Source organism: Martinezella sp. CNPSo 3732, from assembly GCF_057784515.1.
This window is the reverse complement of the sequence record NZ_JBXSOO010000011.1, coordinates 1-15180: the sequence shown is the minus strand read 5'-3', so window position 1 is coordinate 15180 and position 15180 is coordinate 1. Positions and strand designations below refer to the sequence as shown.

Below are 15180 nucleotides of genomic sequence, written 5' to 3'. Positions count from 1 at the left end.
AGGCTTTCTACGCCTTCATCCTCTGCATCGCAATGCAGCAAGGCTCGCGCGCTATGCCACGTCGAACTTGACGCCTTGGGCAAGCGGCAGTGTGCGGCCGTAATTGATCGTATTGGTCGCCCGGCGCATATAGGCCTTCCAGGCATCAGAACCCGACTCGCGACCACCGCCTGTCTCCTTCTCACCGCCGAATGCGCCGCCGATCTCGGCGCCGGAGGGGCCGAGATTGACATTGGCGATGCCGCAATCCGAACCCCGGGCGGAGACGAAGGTTTCAGCTTCCCGCATGTCATTGGTGAAGATCGAGGACGACAGGCCTTGCGGCACGGCATTATGCAGCGACAGCGCTTTGTCGAAATCGCTGTACTTCATGACATAGAGGATCGGCGCGAAGGTTTCCTGCTCGACAGGGCCGGTCTGCTCCGGCATTTCAACGAGGGCCGGGCGAACATAGAAGGCATCTGCTGAACCGTTTTCGACGCGTTCGCCGCCCGTCACCGTGCCGCCGGCCGCCTTCGCAGCCGCAAGCGCTGCCTGCATGCGGTCGAAGGCCTGCTTATCGATCAGCGGACCGACGAGAGTACCGAGCTCAAGGGGATTGCCTATCGTCACAGAACCATAGGCCTTCTGCAGGCGCGGAACGAGTTGATCGTAAACGCTATCGTGGACGAAGAGGCGGCGCAGCGTCGTGCAGCGCTGGCCGGCCGTGCCCATGGCGGAAAAGGCAACGCCACGCAGGGTGAGATCGAGATCGGCCGTCGGGCAGACGATCGCTGCATTGTTGCCGCCAAGCTCCAGGATGGCGCGGGCGAAACGGCCGGCAAGACGCGGGCCGACCGCGCGGCCCATCGCCGTCGATCCGGTCGCCGAGACCAGCGGCACCTGCGGATGATCGACCAGCAGCTCGCCAAGATCGCGGCCGCCGATCAGCAGGGTCGAAAGATTGGCGGGTGCCTCGCCGCCCTCGGCGACATAGCGCTTCAGCGCCTTTTCGAACAAAGCCTGCACGGCAAGCGCCGTCAGCGGCGTCTTCTCCGATGGCTTCCAGATGGTGGAATTGCCGCAGACCATGGCAAGCGCCGCATTCCACGACCAAACAGCAACGGGGAAATTGAAGGCCGAGATAATGCCGATCACCCCCAGCGGATGCCAGCTTTCCATCATCCGGTGCTCTGAGCGTTCGGTCGCGATGGTGAGGCCATAAAGCTGGCGCGAGAGACCGACGGCGAAATCGCAGATATCGATCATCTCCTGCACCTCGCCGAGGCCCTCGGAAGTGATCTTGCCCACTTCGATCGAGACGAGCCGGCCAAGGGCAGCCTTGCCGGCGCGCAGCTCTTCGCCGAGCAGACGGATCAGCTCGCCGCGCTTCGGCGCCGGCACGTTGCGCCAGGCAAGAAACGCCACGTGCGCCGCCTCGATTGCAGCCTTCGCCTCACCGGCCGAATGTTCTCTGAGCCGGCCGATTTCGGCGCCGGTCACAGGAGACGTGACGGCCAGCGTTCCGCCGGTGTAGCGATCGGCTGCTACGCCGATTTCAGTTAGTATTGCCTTGGTTTCGGCAGCAAGATCTGATGTCGCGGTCATCTTGTTTCCTCTTCCCGTAACGCTGGTTCCCGGAATTGCCCTAGAGCCGGATGATTTTAGGTCGAGTCGACCTAAAATCTGAATCCGCTCTAGAATCAAAGAAGCGTGATGCCGTCCGAAAACCGCCTACACTTTTCGGCATCACGCTCTAGACTCTGGCGCCGACGAAATGCGCTGCTTGGGCGCCCGCCTCGTACCACATTTCTTTTGCCGCCCTGAAGCTCGGCTCGACGATATCGGTCACCGGCAGCGGCAGATCGGCCTCGGAAATCTGCCCGAGAATATGACTGGCAAGCACCTTGCCGAACACCGTGCCCGGCGCAATGCCGCGGCCATTATAGCCGGAGAAGCCGATGACATTCTGATCCAGCTTGTGGAAACGGGGCAGCGCATTGTCGGTCATGCCGATCTTGCCATACCATTCGCATTCGAAGGGAATGTCACCGAGCTGCGGAAAGAGTTTTTTGATCGACCGCCGAGCCCAGTTCTTGTGAATGGCAAGACCGGTATTGCGCAGCGCCCCGACGCTGCCGAAGACCAGCCGGCCGGCCTGATCCATGCGGAAGGACGAGAGCACTTCCTTGGTATCCCAGGCACCCTCGCGCCCCGGCAGCACGGATTTGCGCAAATTGTCGCCGAGCGGCACGGTGGCGAAATTGAAATAGGGCAGATGCACCTGCTCGTTTCGAACCTTTTCCCACGGACCGGTGCTATAGGCGTCGGTGGCCACCACGATCCAATCGGCACTGACCTTACCGCCATCGGTCGAAACCACCCATTTCGCACCACTTCTTTCCGTCGATGTCACGCGGCTGCCGGTGTGAATGGTAACGCCGGCTTTGACCACGGCATGCGCAAGGCCCCGCGCATAGGCAAGCGGCTGCAGCGTGCCGGCGCGCATGTCGAGCAGCGCCCCGGCATAGGCCGAGCTGCCGACGCGGCGTTCCGTCTCCCGCGCATCCAGCACCGTGACCGGTGCACCGCGCTTGCTCCATTGCCGAGCGCGCTCCTCGATTTCCTTCAAGCCCTCCGGCCCGACGGCGCAATGCAGCGTGCCGTTGCGCTCGAGCTCGCAGGCGATGCCGTGCTTTTCGATCAGTTCCATGACCAGCGTCGGCCCATTGCCAAGCAGATCGAGTAGTCGCTCGCCGTGGACGGCACCGAGCTCGCCCGGCAGATCGTCCGGCATCACCCACATGCCGGCATTGATGAGGCCGACGTTGCGCCCCGCGCCGCCAAAGCCGATTTCATTTGCTTCCAGCAGCACGACGCTCGTGCCGGCTTCCGCCAGATGAAGCGCCGTCGAAAGACCGGTATAGCCGCCGCCGACCACCACAACATCGGCGGAGACATCGCCGGAAAGCGGCTTTGTTGCCGGCGGTGGCGGAGCGGTCTTTTCCCAAAGACCGTGGGAGCGCGGGTCATTCAGCATGAAATCGATCCAATCGAGAGAGTTAATGGCGCCAATCTAGCGCCATGCTCGAAATTGCGGAAGCGGCAAGAGCGACATCCGATGGACATGGCATGATGCCAAAAAATCATCGGCTCTGGAGAAAAACTTGCATGGCGAAGGCGCTTTCGACCATGATAGAGAAAAGCCGGCCGCTAAGGCGGCGGCAGACAGAAGCAGGACATTCTCATGAAGCCCATTTTCGTTCAGCTCCAATGCGCCCCCGGCAAGACCTACGAGGTCGCCGATGCGATCTACCAGACGGAGCTGGTTTCGGAACTGTATTCCACCAGCGGCGACTACGACCTGCTGATGAAGGTCTACATCGCCGAAGAGCAGGATATCGGCAAGTTCATCAACGATCACATCGCCAATATCCCGGGCATCGTCCGCTCGCTGACAACGCTGACCTTCCGAGCGTTTTGACAGGTCCGGTTTCGAGTCGGCACCTATCGCAGTTAAGGCTGCTAAAGAGCCCCTCACCCCAACCCTCTCCCCGCTTGCGGGGAGAGGGGGCTCACTCAGTTTTGTGGTCGTGCACGGCAGATGCCGGGCCAGTCCCCTCTCCCCGCAAGCGGGGAGAGGGTTAGGGTGAGGGGCAGTCGCAAGAGCAGCAGCCAATCACAACATCGCGTCGTCACCACTTCCACCACGCAAGTTCCCCGTACCCCCGCCCAACGCCCCGCTATTAACCCTCTTGCCCGAAACCGCTCGGCTTTCCGCCTGCGATTAAATCCTTTTTAACCGAACCGATGATCTGCTTTGCCGACTGATCAACGGGCGGCGCGCTGCAGCGCCGGATTGCCGACGCGCGGTGCGGCATAGGGGTCGAGGGTGGATCGATGACATCGGCTGTTGCGGATATTCAGGCAAACAAGCAGACCGGGCCGCTGATCGTGCATGTCGTGCGCCAGTTCCTGCCGAACAAGGGCGGCCTGGAGGATGTCGTTGCCAATCTCTGTCGCCAGCTGGTAACCCGTGGCTATCGCGTGCGCGTCGTTACCTGCAACAGCCTGTTTTCCGATCCCGACCGCCAACTGCCGGAAAGCGAAACGATCGACGGCATCGAGATCGTGCGCATTCCCTGGTCCGGCTCCAGTCGCTATCCGCTGGCGCCGAAGGTCTTCCGCCATCTGGCCGATGCCGATCTCGTTCATGTCCATGCCGTCGATTTCTTCTTCGACGCACTGGCCTGGGGCAAGCTGATGCATGGGCGCCCCATGGTCGCGACCACGCATGGCGGCTTCTTCCACACGCAGAAATATGCAGCCATCAAGAGGGTCTGGTTCAATACGGCAACGCGGCTGTCCGCGCTCGGCTATGCCTCTCTCATCTGTTGCAGCCAGTCCGACGCGCGGCTCTTTTCACAGATCGCCAACAGCCGCGTCCACCTGATCGAAAACGGCGCCGATGTCGGCAAGTTCTCCAATTGCGCCGCCCTGGAAGCGCGCCGCCGCATCGTCACGATAGGCCGCTTCTCGGTCAACAAGCGGCTCGACCACCTGCTCGATGTCATGACGGTGCTGGCCGCCCGCGAAGCAGAGTGGCATCTCGATATCATCGGCGCCGAATCGGATCTCGATCGCGCAACGCTGGAAAAGGAAATCGCCGCCCGCGACCTCGAACACAATGTCGCACTGCATGTCTCGATCGATGACGGCTCGATCCGCAACATCATCGCACGCGCCTCGCTTTTCGCCTCGGCCTCCGAGTACGAGGGCTTCGGTCTCGTGGCGATCGAAGCGATGAGCGCCGGTCTGCTGCCGGTGCTGAACGCCAACGAAGCCTATAAGGCGATGGCCGAAACCCACCCGGCCCTCATGCTCTCGGATTTCTCCGATCCCGAAGCCGCCGCCGATGCGCTGACCGCCGCGTTCGAGCGCCTGCAGGGCGACGACCTAAGCCTGCGGCAGGAGCTATTGCGCGATGCCCGCGCCTATGCCTGGGACGAGGTCGCCCAGCGCTACATGGACATCTATGCCGAAACCCTGACGCCGAAGGGTAAGTCGCCTCAGTTCCTGCGCCACCGTGGCCAAGTGGCATAACCTTCCAGAATGCCGATGAGCCAGGCCCGCTTGTAGCGGGCGGCATCGCCATTGAAGCGCACCAGCGCCGCCAGCCAGCCGGCGACCGGACGAAACAGGCGGTAGCTGACATAATACAAGGGAAATGCCTGCTTGCGCATCAGAGCGCCGAAGCCGCGCCCGTATTTGCGCGCACGCTCCACCTGCCTCGGGCCATATTCGCTGGTGACCTGATCGTGATGGACGATCAATTCCGGGAAGAACATCGCTTGTCTGCCGGTGGCGAGCGCGCGTAGCAGGAAATCTGCCTCTTCGCCGCTCTGGAACGGTGATTCCGAACCGACGCCGAGATCCTCGTCGAAGCCACCGATATCGGCCAACGCGGCGCGGCGGACGAAGATGCCGTTGGAATTGCCGCACTTCAGATAGTTCCAGCGCGTCAGCGCCAGCCGCGTCTCGCCCGTCGGGCTGACGGAGGCGAGACCTTCGGCGTCGAGCGTTCGGCCGGTGACAATCGCCAGGTTTGGATGGGCCGAAAACAGTGTCGCGGCTGTCGAAAGCGTCTCGGCCTCGTACCAGCAATCATCGTCGGGAAAACAGACATAGTCGCCCTCCGCGACCGCCATGCCGTTGTTGCGCGCCCGCGAAAGTCCCTTCGGCGAACGGACGTGACGAATGGAGAAGGAGGGGGAAAAGCGGTCGATCAGCTCGCGCAGCCGGTCGTCAGCATTCTGGTCGACGACGATAACCTCAAAATCCTTATGACTCTGTACCACCAGCGAACGGAATAGCCGATCCAGCTGATCGAACCGATCGATCGTGCAGACGATGAGGCTGAACAATGAGACCCTCCGCACAAGCCTTGAGGCGACTAATATCAGAGAGAGAGAATATTAGCCGAAGTAAAAAATGAACTTAGCGCAGCATTAAACCCTAAATATTAAGGCATATGAAATAGAGCTGACGCTATCCCCACGAAAAGCCGGACATATGCGGTAGGTTCCGGCAATTTGAGGAACGGTCTATCTTCATGACGAAGAGCATAATGGCAAATTCGGTTTTGAACGCGGCGGCGGGATTGACCCTGCTCGCGACCGGCTTTGCATGTTCGATCATCGCGGCGCGCCTGCTGGGCCCTGAGGCCAACGGCATCATCGCCTTTTCTCTGTGGCTGACGACGACGGGAGCACTGATCGCCGAGCTCGGCGCCGGCGTTACCCTGCTGCGCGTCCTGCCGCAGTTGAAGGGAAATGGCTATTCGAAGGAAGAGCGGTTGGGCTTTGCCGCTTACCTCCTACAGCCGACGATTCTCGCAACCGTCATACTGCTCGCCGGCTATATCGCCTATTATTGGGATACGGAGCGTTTGCACTGGGCGGGCGATGCATCTGAAGTCATTGCCATCACGGGTGTCTTCTTCGTTCTTCAGTCTCTCGGCGCCTACAGCAAGAATTATCTGATCGGCGAGCAGCAAGTCGGCGCATTCCTGCGCATCACCATAATAAGTTCGGCGTTGCAGCTCGTTACAGTTCTTGCGGGAGCGATCTTCTTCGGCGTCAGCGGCGCGCTCGCCGGCTATGCGATCGGCCAGCTGCCGATGTTCATCGCGACGCTCCGGATTGCGATCGCACGCAAGAACAGTTGCGGCGTCGGCCTTTCCGCTCTCATCGGCTCGTCGCTTATCCTCTCGATCGAACTCATCAACAGCTCGATCTTCCTCAATCGCATCGAACTCGTCTTCCTGCAGCGCTATTGGGGCATCGAAGCGGTCGGCTTTTATGCCGTCGGCCTGTCGCTCGCCAATCTGGCACTGCAGCTGCCGGTGCAGTTGAGCGGCAGCCTTCTGCCCTATTATTCCGAACAGATGCATGCGCGGGCATCGGACAAGCTGCCGGTCGAGGTCTTTGCCGGCGTGGCGCGCAGCATTGCCTATATCACCCTGCCGATGAGCTTCGGACTTGCCGCCATTTCGCCAGAGCTTGTCGTGACGATCTTCGGCCCGGCCTTTGCGCCAAGCGGCGGCATGGTGGCGCTGCTGTCCCTGACCGCGGTGCCCTATGTCTTCATGCAGATTTGCACGCAATATCTTTATTCGCTCGATCGCGTGCGCGAACGCACCGTCATTGGCGTCATCACCAGCATCATCATGGTCATCGGCTGCGTCGTCGCCGTACCCTTTTTCGGAGGCGAGGGTGCGGCGCTGGTCCGTCTCCTCGCCTTTGCCGCCCTATGCCTGATGACGGTACGCCGCATGGAATTCGAAGGATCAACACGCGGTATGCTCATCAACCTTGCAAAAGTCACGGTTGCTGCCATTCTATGCGCGGTTGCAGCCTATGGTTTCGTTCAGGCGCTGACCGGTGTCGCAGGCCTCGTAGGCGCCATCATCGCCGGCGCGCTAGCCTATGGCATTGCGCTCAGAATGCTGAAAGCCGTTCCAGCCGAAGATATCGAGGTCATGCAGAAGATCGCGACGCGATTGCCTGCACGTATCAATCCGATTGCCACTCAGGCTCTGGCCCTATTGGCCCCGCGCCGAATGTGAGGAGACTAGCATGGCTGGTTGGGGAGCCGCCGAGGAAAAAGACAAAGGAAGGCAGCCAAGATCGGCCGCGGCCCCGGTAACCTTCGCCGGAACGGTCGGCCTGTTCACATCAGCCATCGGACCTTCATTCGGCACCGCCGTCCTGTTTCTCAGCCCCTGGGGTTTCGAGGAAATGTGCGTGCGCAAGTTCTGGCGGATTCTGGCGGAAGATCTCGCCGATATCGGCGTCGCCAGCCTTCGCTTCGATTATGCCGGCACGGGCGATGCGCTTGATCTGGCCGATGAAGGCAAAGGTCTGGAGCCGTGGCATGAAACCGCTCTCGCGGCAGCAGCAAAGCTGAAGGCGCTTTCCGGTTGCGAGCGCCTGATTCTCGTCAGCCAGGGCCTCGGCGGAACTGTTGCCGCCGCTCTCGCCGAACAGCTTGAAGGCATTGACGGCATCGCCTTTCTTGCGCCCGTCGTCTCAGGCCGCGCCTATCTTCGCGAACTGACCGTCTGGTCCAAGATGATCGATGAGAGCATGGGGCTTTCCGAAGCGCAGCGTCAGACCGAGGGCGTTACCGTCGCGAGCCTCCGCATGCCCGATAGCGCCGCCGATGCGGTCAGAAAGCTGAATCTCATGACGCTTGACCGGCTGGGCACGCCGAATTGCCTGGTGCTGACGCGCCCCGGCCGCCCGGGAGACGACGATTTCGCGCGTCATCTCGAAACGCTTGGCCCCGAGGTCACGCAGGCCTCCTACGAAGGTTACGACGACCTCGTCTCGAACCCGACCATCGCCACCATGCCGACGACGGCCGGCCGGAAAATAGTCGAATGGGTGCAGTCGGTCGCCGGAAATACCACTGAAATCACATCGACCGAACTTACGCTGCCGGTCGCGGAATCTCTCATCGGCGAAGGCTTTCGTGAGACGCCGCTGCGTTTCGGCGTGGGAAACCGGCTGTTCGGCATTCTCTGCGAGCCGCAGGGTGCCCGCGCGGGCGCGACCGCGCTACTCCTGACGACAGCCTATGACCGGCATGCCGGCTGGGGCCGGATGTCGGTCACCATGGCGCGCGCGCTTGCCCGGGACGGCATCGCCTCGCTGCGTTTCGATACGGCCAATGTCGGCGACAGCCCGCCGCTTTCCGGCGTCCCCGAGCAGGTGCTCTATTCGCGCGACCAGCATCTCGATGTCGGTGAAGCACTGGATCTTCTGGAAAAGCGGGGCCTGCTGCCGGCCTATGTGGTCGGGCGTTGCAGCGGCGGCTATCTCGCCTTTCAGGCGGCGTTGCGCGATACACGCTGCCGCGGCCTCATCACGGTTAATCCCTACAGCTTCCATTGGGACGAGAGCCGATCGGTCGATGAAGCCCTGCGCTTTGCTCCCCGGTCGCTGGAAACCTATGGGCGCAAGCTCCTGCAGATGGAAACGCTGAAGCGGCTCTTCGGCGGCCAGATCGATGCAAAGAGCGCCATCCTCAACATGGCGACCGGACTCGGCCGACGGGCGATACGAACGGCTCGCCACCTGCTCGGTGCGTTCCCCGTCTTCGCTGCGGCTCAGGGACCTGTGCTGGGCGGTTTCCGCACGCTTGCCAGGCGTGGCGTCGACATGTCCCTGATATACAGCGCCCATGATATCGGGCTCGATCATCTGCATGACGAGTTCGGCGAGAACGGCGCGGGCCTGAAGCATTTTCCGGACATACGCCTCACCATCATTCCCGAAGCCGACCACAATCTGACCCCGCCCTACGCACGCAAGGTCTATCTGAGGGAGGTCAGGGAGATGGGCCTAAGGCTCGCCAACCGATGACGCACAGACTGGAAAACCGCCGGAAATATTCGCCATATCCGACACTTGCTGTATAGTCGCTCCATGAGGCTCCTGATCGTCGAAGATAACCGCGAACTGGCGTCCTGGCTCGGCAAGGCGCTGCGTCAGGCGCAGTATGTCGTCGACATCGCCTATGATGGCGAGGATGCCGAGCACATGCTGAAAGTCGCAGCCTACGCCATCGTCATCCTTGATCTGTCGTTACCAAAAATGGACGGACTGACGCTGCTGAAACGCCTGCGCCAAAGCGGCAACAAGGTGCCGGTCATCATCCTGACGGCCAATGCCAGCCTCGACGGCCGCGTTGCCGGCCTCGACAGCGGCGCCGACGACTACCTCGCTAAGCCTTTCGAGATTGCCGAACTGGAAGCCCGCATACGCGCGGCCGTCCGCCGCGGTCACGATCGCGCCACCCCGGAGATCGCCGTCGGCGACCTGGTATTCGATGGCGGTACGCGACAATTCTATCTGGCAGGCGAAGCCCTGGCGCTGACGCCGCGGGAACACGCCGTGCTCGAACATCTGGTCATGAAGGCCGGCACGACAGTTACCAAGACGACACTTTCGGAAAGCGTCTTCGGCTTCGACGATCTCGCCGATACCAGCGCGATCGAGATCTATGTGCATCGTGTCCGCAAGAAGCTCGAAGGCAGTTCCGTGCAGATCGCGACGCTGCGCGGCCTCGGTTACCTCCTTCGCCATGCGCAATGACGAAGCTGCACCAGCGAAGGGAGTTCTGAGGCGCGCCGTCGGCGCGGTGACGACAAGCCTGCGGGCGCAACTCTTCGCCTGGGTCGTGCTGACCCTGATCGGCGCCATCTGCATCAACCTCTATCTGAGCTTCCGCTCGGCCGACGCGACCGCCAATCTCGTCACCGATCACACCCTGCTGGCTTCGGCGCGTGTGATCGCGGAGGCAGTGCGCGTCGATGCGAGCGGCACGGTGCAGATCGACATTCCGCCTGCCGCACTGGAAATGTTCGATACCGGCTATGGTGACCGCGTCTTCTATAAGGTGGTCACGGCGTGGGGGAACCTCATCGCCGGCTTTCCCGATCTGCCACGTCCGAAGCGGGATTTAAACGGCGAGGATATGACGTTTCGTAACGAAGGCGTCCGCGTACTCATGCTGAGCCATCCCGTTGTCGGCCTCGGTCAGGACAGCACGATTTCCGTGGCGGTCGCCGTGACACACAACAGTCAGTATGCCATGCGCCGCAGGCTTTGGCTGTCTGATTTCACCAAGCAGCTCGCGCTTGTCCTGCTTGCCGGGCTGGTGACCATCATCGGCCTGCAACGTGGTCTTGCTCCCGTGCTGCGGCTGCGCAACGCCGTGCGCGAGCGCGGCCGTCAGCGGCTCGATCCGCTGGATCCTCACATGGTACAGAACGAGCTTCGGCCGCTCGTCCACGCCCTCAACGACCACATGGAGCGGGTGCAGAACCAGATGGCGGCACAACGCCGCTTCGTCTCGAATGCCGCCCATCAGCTGCGCACACCGCTTGCCCTGATCTCGACCCAGGCAAGCTTTGCCGCGCGTGAAACCGACAATATCAGACGCGACGAGGCACTGACGGCATTGCGGTCCAGCACACGGCAGGTGACGCGGCTTGCGAGCCAGCTCCTGACGCTCTCACGCGCCGAACCAGGCAGCCGCCGGCCCCGCAACGACACCATCGATCTCGCGGAAACCGCGCGGCGCGTGCTGGAAACGCTCGCCGAGGAAGCCCTGCGCCGCAATATCGATCTCGGGCTCGAGACGGACGAGACGGCGGTTCATATCGAGGGCGACGGCACAATGCTGCGCGAAATGCTGGTCAATCTCGTCGATAATGCGCTGCGCTACACCCAGCCGGGCGGCCGCGTAACGGTCGGCGTCGGCCGGGAAGGCGATACGGCTCTGCTATGGGTCGAGGACAACGGACCGGGCATCCCGGAACCCGAACGCACCCAGGTCTTCGAACGCTTCTATCGCATCATCGGCACCGAACCGGAAGGCAGCGGCCTGGGGCTCGCCATCGTCCGCGAAGTCGTCGATGGCGCCGGTGGCTCGGTCAGACTAGATGACGCACCCGGCGGCGGGCTGCTGGTCAGCGTGCGGCTGCCGGCTGTTTGAAAGTGCGGGCAGCGGTGATGACGGGATAGTCCCCTCTCCCCGCCTGCGGCAGAGCAACCGCATATGGAGTGGATCAGCACTGGAAATTCCTTCTCCCCAGCGGGGAGAAGGTGGCCCGAAGGGTCGGATGAGGGGGCTGGCTGATTTGAATTTATGGATTTTCGTAGTCTTGGCAAGCACCCCCTCATCCGCCTGGCGGCACCTTCTCCCCGCTGGGGAGAAGGAGGGCGGCGGCGACTTCAGTTCATATTGCTATGGCCCTGACCTGTGGTGAAAAGCCTTCGACACAAAAAAGGCCGGGCGAAACGCCCGGCCCCTGGCCTTGGGAGGTACCAGAAAAGCAACGCTTAGTGCGTGTCGAGGCTCTGCTGCGGGCGCCAGCGGGTGATGCGGTTTTCGATGAGCGTCATCACATATTCGGCGCCGAGCGTCACCACCATCACCAGGATGATCGCGGCGTAGAGGCCGGCGGCATCATAGGTGCCCTTGGCGATCGAGATCAGGTAGCCGATGCCGGCCAGCGAACCAACGAACTCGCCGACGATCGCGCCGATGATGGCAAAGGAGAAGGAGATGTGCAGGCTTGCAAAAATCCAGCTCATTGCCGACGGCAGGATAACGTTGCGGGTCACACGCCAGTTGGATGCGCCGAGAATGCGGGCATTGGCGATCATGTTGCGGTCAGCTTCGCGAACGCCCTGGAAGGCATTGGCGAACACGACGAAGAACACCATGATAAAGGCGAGCGCCACCTTCGACGCCAAGCCGAGACCCATGATCATCACGAAGATCGGCGCGAGAACGACGCGCGGGATCGAGTTGATCGCCTTGATGTAGATCGAGAGGATATCGGACGCCAGCTTGTTGCGGCCGAGGGCGACGCCGACGAGGACGCCTGTCACCGAGCCGATGATAAAGCCGATCAGCGCTTCTTCCATGGTGACGCCAAGATGGTACCAGAGCGAGCCGCTCTCAGTGCCGTCGACGATCCACTCCCAGAGACGCAGTGCGATGCCGTAGGGGCTAGAATAGAAGAACGGATCGATCCAGTGCAGATCGGAAGCAATCTGCCAGAGACCGAGGATGGCGAGCAGAATGCCGACCTGCCATGCCACGACCACATATTTGCGGCGCGTCATCGCCTTCAGCGCTGCGGCTTCGATTTCCGCGTCCGAGGTGCCGGCGCGGAAGATCGGGGCATTGCCTGCTTCGAGAGCTGTGTTTGCCATGATCAATCCTCCCTTATGCCGCTTCCGCGGCACGGCGATAGCTGGTTTCGACCTCTTCACGCAGATCGTCCCAGATCGTCTTGCAATAATCGATGAAGTTCTGCTCGTAGCGGATCTCCGAGACGACGCGCGGGCGCGGCAGGTCGATCATGTAGACCGATTTGACCGTCGCCGGCCCGGCCGTCAGGACATAGACCTTATCGGCCAGCGCGACGGCTTCCTCGAGATCGTGCGTCACGAAGACAACGGAAGCCTGGCGTTCGGCCCAGAGCTTCAGCAGTTCTTCATGCATGACCGTGCGGGTCTGCACGTCGAGCGCCGAGAAGGGCTCGTCCATCAGCAGGATTTCCGGCTCGTTGATAAAGGTCTGCGCCAGCGAGACGCGCTTGCGCATGCCGCCCGAGAGCTGATGCGGATAGTGATGCAGAAATTTCGAAAGGCCGACACGGGCAAGCCAATCCTTGGCCATCTTTTCAGCCTCGGCCTTCGACTTGCCGCGGAACAGCGGGCCGGCCATGACGTTTTCGATGACATTCTGCCAGGGGAAGAGCGCATCCGTCTGGAAGGCGAAGCCGACACGCCGGTCGATGCCGTTCACCGGGCCGCCCATCAGGCGGACTTCGCCGGCGCTCGGCTTGGCAAGGCCGGTGACGAGATTGAGCGTCGTCGACTTGCCGCAGCCCGTCGGCCCGACAACGGCGACGAATTCGCCGCGCTCGACGGTCATGTTGAAATCGCGCAGTGCTGTCAGCGATTTGCCGGTCGGCGATACGAAACGGCGGCTGACATTGATGAGCTCTATCGCCGGGTTACGGCGTTCATCCTGTTGCATGGTGCTGATCCTGACGCGTGCCTTCAGGGCGTGCACGCAAAGCCCAGTGAACTGCAAAGTCTCTTGAACTGCCGCTTCCGGGGGTCTTTCTAAAAGCTGGCCGGAAGCGGCGTTCTGACTGCTTACTTGACGTTCTTCACGAATTCCGTCGTGTAGGTCTTCGACAGGTCGATCGTCTTGCCCTTGACGTTCTTGGAGAACTGCGAGAGCACGGCGAGCACCGTCTTCGGACCATCTTCCGGCATCACGCCGTCGGCCGTGAACATTTCCTTGCCGGCGTCGAGAGCCTTGATGTAGCCGTCCTTGTCGCCGACGTAGAAGTCCTTCGGCATCTTCTCGGCAATTTCAGCGGCGGAATGCGTATGGATGAAGCGCAGCGTCTTGACGAAAGCGTTCGCGAGCTTCTGCACTTCTTCCTTATGAGCGTCGACCCATGCGGCATCCATATAGAGCGAGGCCGCCGGATAGGTACCGCCGAGCGCCTCTTCGGTGCCCTTCAGCGTGCGCAGATCGACGAGGATCTTCGCTTCGCCGGTCTTGAGCAGGCGCGAAATCGTCGGCTCGGTGGTCATGCCCACCTGGATGGCGTCCTGCTGCATGGCGGCGATGAAGGTCTGGCCGGCGCCGACCGGGACGGGCGTGATGTCAGCCGGCGAGAGGCCAGCCTTCGACGCCATATAGAGCGTCAGGAAGTTCGTCGACGAGCCGAGGCCGGTGACGCCGGCGCGCTTGCCCTTCAGGTCGGCGAAGGACTTGATATCGGGATATTTGGCCGAAACCAACTCGACTTCGCCCGGTGCCTGACTGAACTGCACGACGGACTTGATGAACTTGCCCTTGGCCTGCAGGTCGACGCAATGGTCGTAGAAGCCGACGACGCCCTGAACGGCGCCGGCGAGCAGCTGGTTTTCGGCGTCGACGCCGGCGGATTCGTTGAGGAGCTCGACCTCGAGGCCTTCATCCTTGAAGTAGCCAAGCCCTTCGGCAAGCTTGGCCGGCAGATAGATCTGCTTTTCGTAGCCGCCCACCATGATGGAAATCTTGTCGGCAGCATTGGCGGCCGTGACTGCAAGCGAAGCAGCAGTCATGACGAGGGAAAGGGCTACGGTATGAAAAAACGTGCGCGATGGACGCATCAATGTCTCCTCCTGTTTTAATTCTTGCGCCATACGACGCGCTGGAAAGGCGCTTCCTCCACGAAGCTCAGCAAACCTAGCGCGGGCAACCTTTCAGTCAGCTTTCAGTGCGCAACCCTGCGAGGGAACATTGCGATTTTATGAACGCGGACGCCGACGGCTCGACTATGCCGCCGGCGCCGGAAACGCTACTGCGCGCTATTTGGCGTTTTTGACGAACTCCGTCGTGTAGGTCTTCGACAGATCGATCGACTTGCCCTGCACATTCTTGGAGAATTCGGAAAGCACGGCAAGAACGGTTTTCGGACCATCTTCCGGCATCACGCCATCGGGCGTGAACATGGCCTTGCCGTTTTCGAGCGCCTTCACATAGCCTTCCTTGTCGCCGACATAGAAATCCTTGGGCATCTTGTCGGCGATCTCGGCGGCCGAATGGGTA

General features: G+C 61.5%; 12 protein-coding genes and 1 pseudogene. 6 read left to right on the top strand and 7 right to left on the bottom strand.

The features are described from left to right. Positions 1-51 precede the first annotated feature (51 nt). Positions 52-1587, bottom strand: a complete 1536-nt coding sequence (gene amaB / locus AC13RM_RS18300) for an L-piperidine-6-carboxylate dehydrogenase (RefSeq protein WP_374819506.1) — start codon at positions 1585-1587, stop codon at positions 52-54. Between the two features lie 148 nt (positions 1588-1735). Beyond that, entirely contained in the window at positions 1736-3019 is a 1284-nt protein-coding gene (locus AC13RM_RS18295; protein WP_374819508.1) for an NAD(P)/FAD-dependent oxidoreductase, read from the bottom strand. A gap of 207 nt (positions 3020-3226) precedes the next feature. Between AC13RM_RS18295 and AC13RM_RS18290 the strand changes: the two genes are divergently transcribed. Together AC13RM_RS18290 and AC13RM_RS18285 are read left to right on the top strand one after the other, a co-directional pair. Beyond that, positions 3227-3463 (top strand): Lrp/AsnC ligand binding domain-containing protein, encoded by a 237-nt coding sequence (locus AC13RM_RS18290; protein ID WP_015341532.1) that lies wholly within the window; start codon positions 3227-3229, stop codon positions 3461-3463. A 416-nt stretch (positions 3464-3879) separates the two neighbouring features. Continuing rightward, on the top strand, positions 3880-5082 hold the full coding sequence (locus AC13RM_RS18285; protein ID WP_374819510.1) for a glycosyltransferase family 4 protein: 1203 nt from the start codon (positions 3880-3882) through the stop codon (positions 5080-5082). Here AC13RM_RS18285 and AC13RM_RS18280 read toward each other — a convergent pair. After that, positions 5049-5903 (bottom strand): glycosyltransferase family 2 protein, encoded by an 855-nt coding sequence (locus tag AC13RM_RS18280; protein WP_374819512.1) that lies wholly within the window; start codon positions 5901-5903, stop codon positions 5049-5051. The two genes, AC13RM_RS18285 and AC13RM_RS18280, sit on opposite strands and share 34 nt — an antisense overlap. Before the next feature lie 188 nt (positions 5904-6091). Between AC13RM_RS18280 and AC13RM_RS18275 the strand changes: the two genes are divergently transcribed. The 4 genes from AC13RM_RS18275 (at position 6092) to AC13RM_RS18260 (ending at position 11544) form a co-directional block, all read left to right on the top strand. Next, positions 6092-7606, top strand: a complete 1515-nt coding sequence (locus AC13RM_RS18275; RefSeq protein ID WP_374819514.1) for a lipopolysaccharide biosynthesis protein — start codon at positions 6092-6094, stop codon at positions 7604-7606. Between the two features lie 10 nt (positions 7607-7616). Next, complete coding sequence (locus AC13RM_RS18270; protein ID WP_374819516.1) at positions 7617-9407, top strand: alpha/beta fold hydrolase; 1791 nt, start codon at positions 7617-7619, stop codon at positions 9405-9407. 63 nt (positions 9408-9470) lie between these two features. Continuing rightward, positions 9471-10139: a response regulator gene (locus AC13RM_RS18265; RefSeq protein ID WP_374819518.1), complete on the top strand. Its 669-nt coding sequence runs from the start codon at positions 9471-9473 to the stop codon at positions 10137-10139. Beyond that, positions 10129-11544 carry a sensor histidine kinase gene (locus AC13RM_RS18260; RefSeq protein WP_374819520.1) on the top strand — a complete coding sequence of 472 codons (1416 nt, stop codon included), beginning with the start codon at positions 10129-10131 and terminating at the stop codon, positions 11542-11544. The genes AC13RM_RS18265 and AC13RM_RS18260 overlap by 11 nt, the downstream gene beginning before the upstream one ends. A 347-nt stretch (positions 11545-11891) precedes the next feature. On the opposite strand, the gene AC13RM_RS18255 is transcribed toward AC13RM_RS18260, so the two are convergent. From AC13RM_RS18255 to AC13RM_RS18240, 4 genes and pseudogenes are all read right to left on the bottom strand, one after another. Beyond that, positions 11892-12773, bottom strand: coding sequence for an ABC transporter permease (locus tag AC13RM_RS18255; protein WP_113231415.1), 882 nt, complete (start codon positions 12771-12773; stop codon positions 11892-11894). 13 nt (positions 12774-12786) lie between these two features. After that, positions 12787-13605 (bottom strand): ABC transporter ATP-binding protein, encoded by an 819-nt coding sequence (locus AC13RM_RS18250; protein ID WP_488555384.1) that lies wholly within the window; start codon positions 13603-13605, stop codon positions 12787-12789. Between the two features lie 122 nt (positions 13606-13727). After that, positions 13728-14741: an ABC transporter substrate-binding protein gene (locus tag AC13RM_RS18245; protein ID WP_374819523.1), complete on the bottom strand. Its 1014-nt coding sequence runs from the start codon at positions 14739-14741 to the stop codon at positions 13728-13730. A gap of 198 nt (positions 14742-14939) precedes the next feature. Further along, a pseudogene (locus AC13RM_RS18240) lies at positions 14940-15180 on the bottom strand (ABC transporter substrate-binding protein); the annotation flags it as partial.

Excerpts from the sequence above, each read along its gene's own strand:
- AC13RM_RS18250 (WP_488555384.1), bottom strand. The coding sequence starts at position 13,605 with ATGCAACAGGATGAACGCCGTAACCCGGCGATAGAGCTCATCAATGTC.
- AC13RM_RS18255 (WP_113231415.1), bottom strand. The coding sequence starts at position 12,773 with ATGGCAAACACAGCTCTCGAAGCAGGCAATGCCCCGATCTTCCGCGCC.
- AC13RM_RS18245 (WP_374819523.1), bottom strand. The coding sequence starts at position 14,741 with ATGCGTCCATCGCGCACGTTTTTTCATACCGTAGCCCTTTCCCTCGTC.
- AC13RM_RS18265 (WP_374819518.1), top strand. The coding sequence starts at position 9,471 with ATGAGGCTCCTGATCGTCGAAGATAACCGCGAACTGGCGTCCTGGCTC.
- AC13RM_RS18295 (WP_374819508.1), bottom strand. The coding sequence starts at position 3,019 with ATGCTGAATGACCCGCGCTCCCACGGTCTTTGGGAAAAGACCGCTCCG.
- AC13RM_RS18260 (WP_374819520.1), top strand. The coding sequence starts at position 10,129 with ATGCGCAATGACGAAGCTGCACCAGCGAAGGGAGTTCTGAGGCGCGCC.
- AC13RM_RS18290 (WP_015341532.1), top strand. The coding sequence starts at position 3,227 with ATGAAGCCCATTTTCGTTCAGCTCCAATGCGCCCCCGGCAAGACCTAC.
- AC13RM_RS18270 (WP_374819516.1), top strand. The coding sequence starts at position 7,617 with ATGGCTGGTTGGGGAGCCGCCGAGGAAAAAGACAAAGGAAGGCAGCCA.
- amaB (WP_374819506.1), bottom strand. The coding sequence starts at position 1,587 with ATGACCGCGACATCAGATCTTGCTGCCGAAACCAAGGCAATACTAACT.
- AC13RM_RS18285 (WP_374819510.1), top strand. The coding sequence starts at position 3,880 with ATGACATCGGCTGTTGCGGATATTCAGGCAAACAAGCAGACCGGGCCG.
- AC13RM_RS18275 (WP_374819514.1), top strand. The coding sequence starts at position 6,092 with ATGACGAAGAGCATAATGGCAAATTCGGTTTTGAACGCGGCGGCGGGA.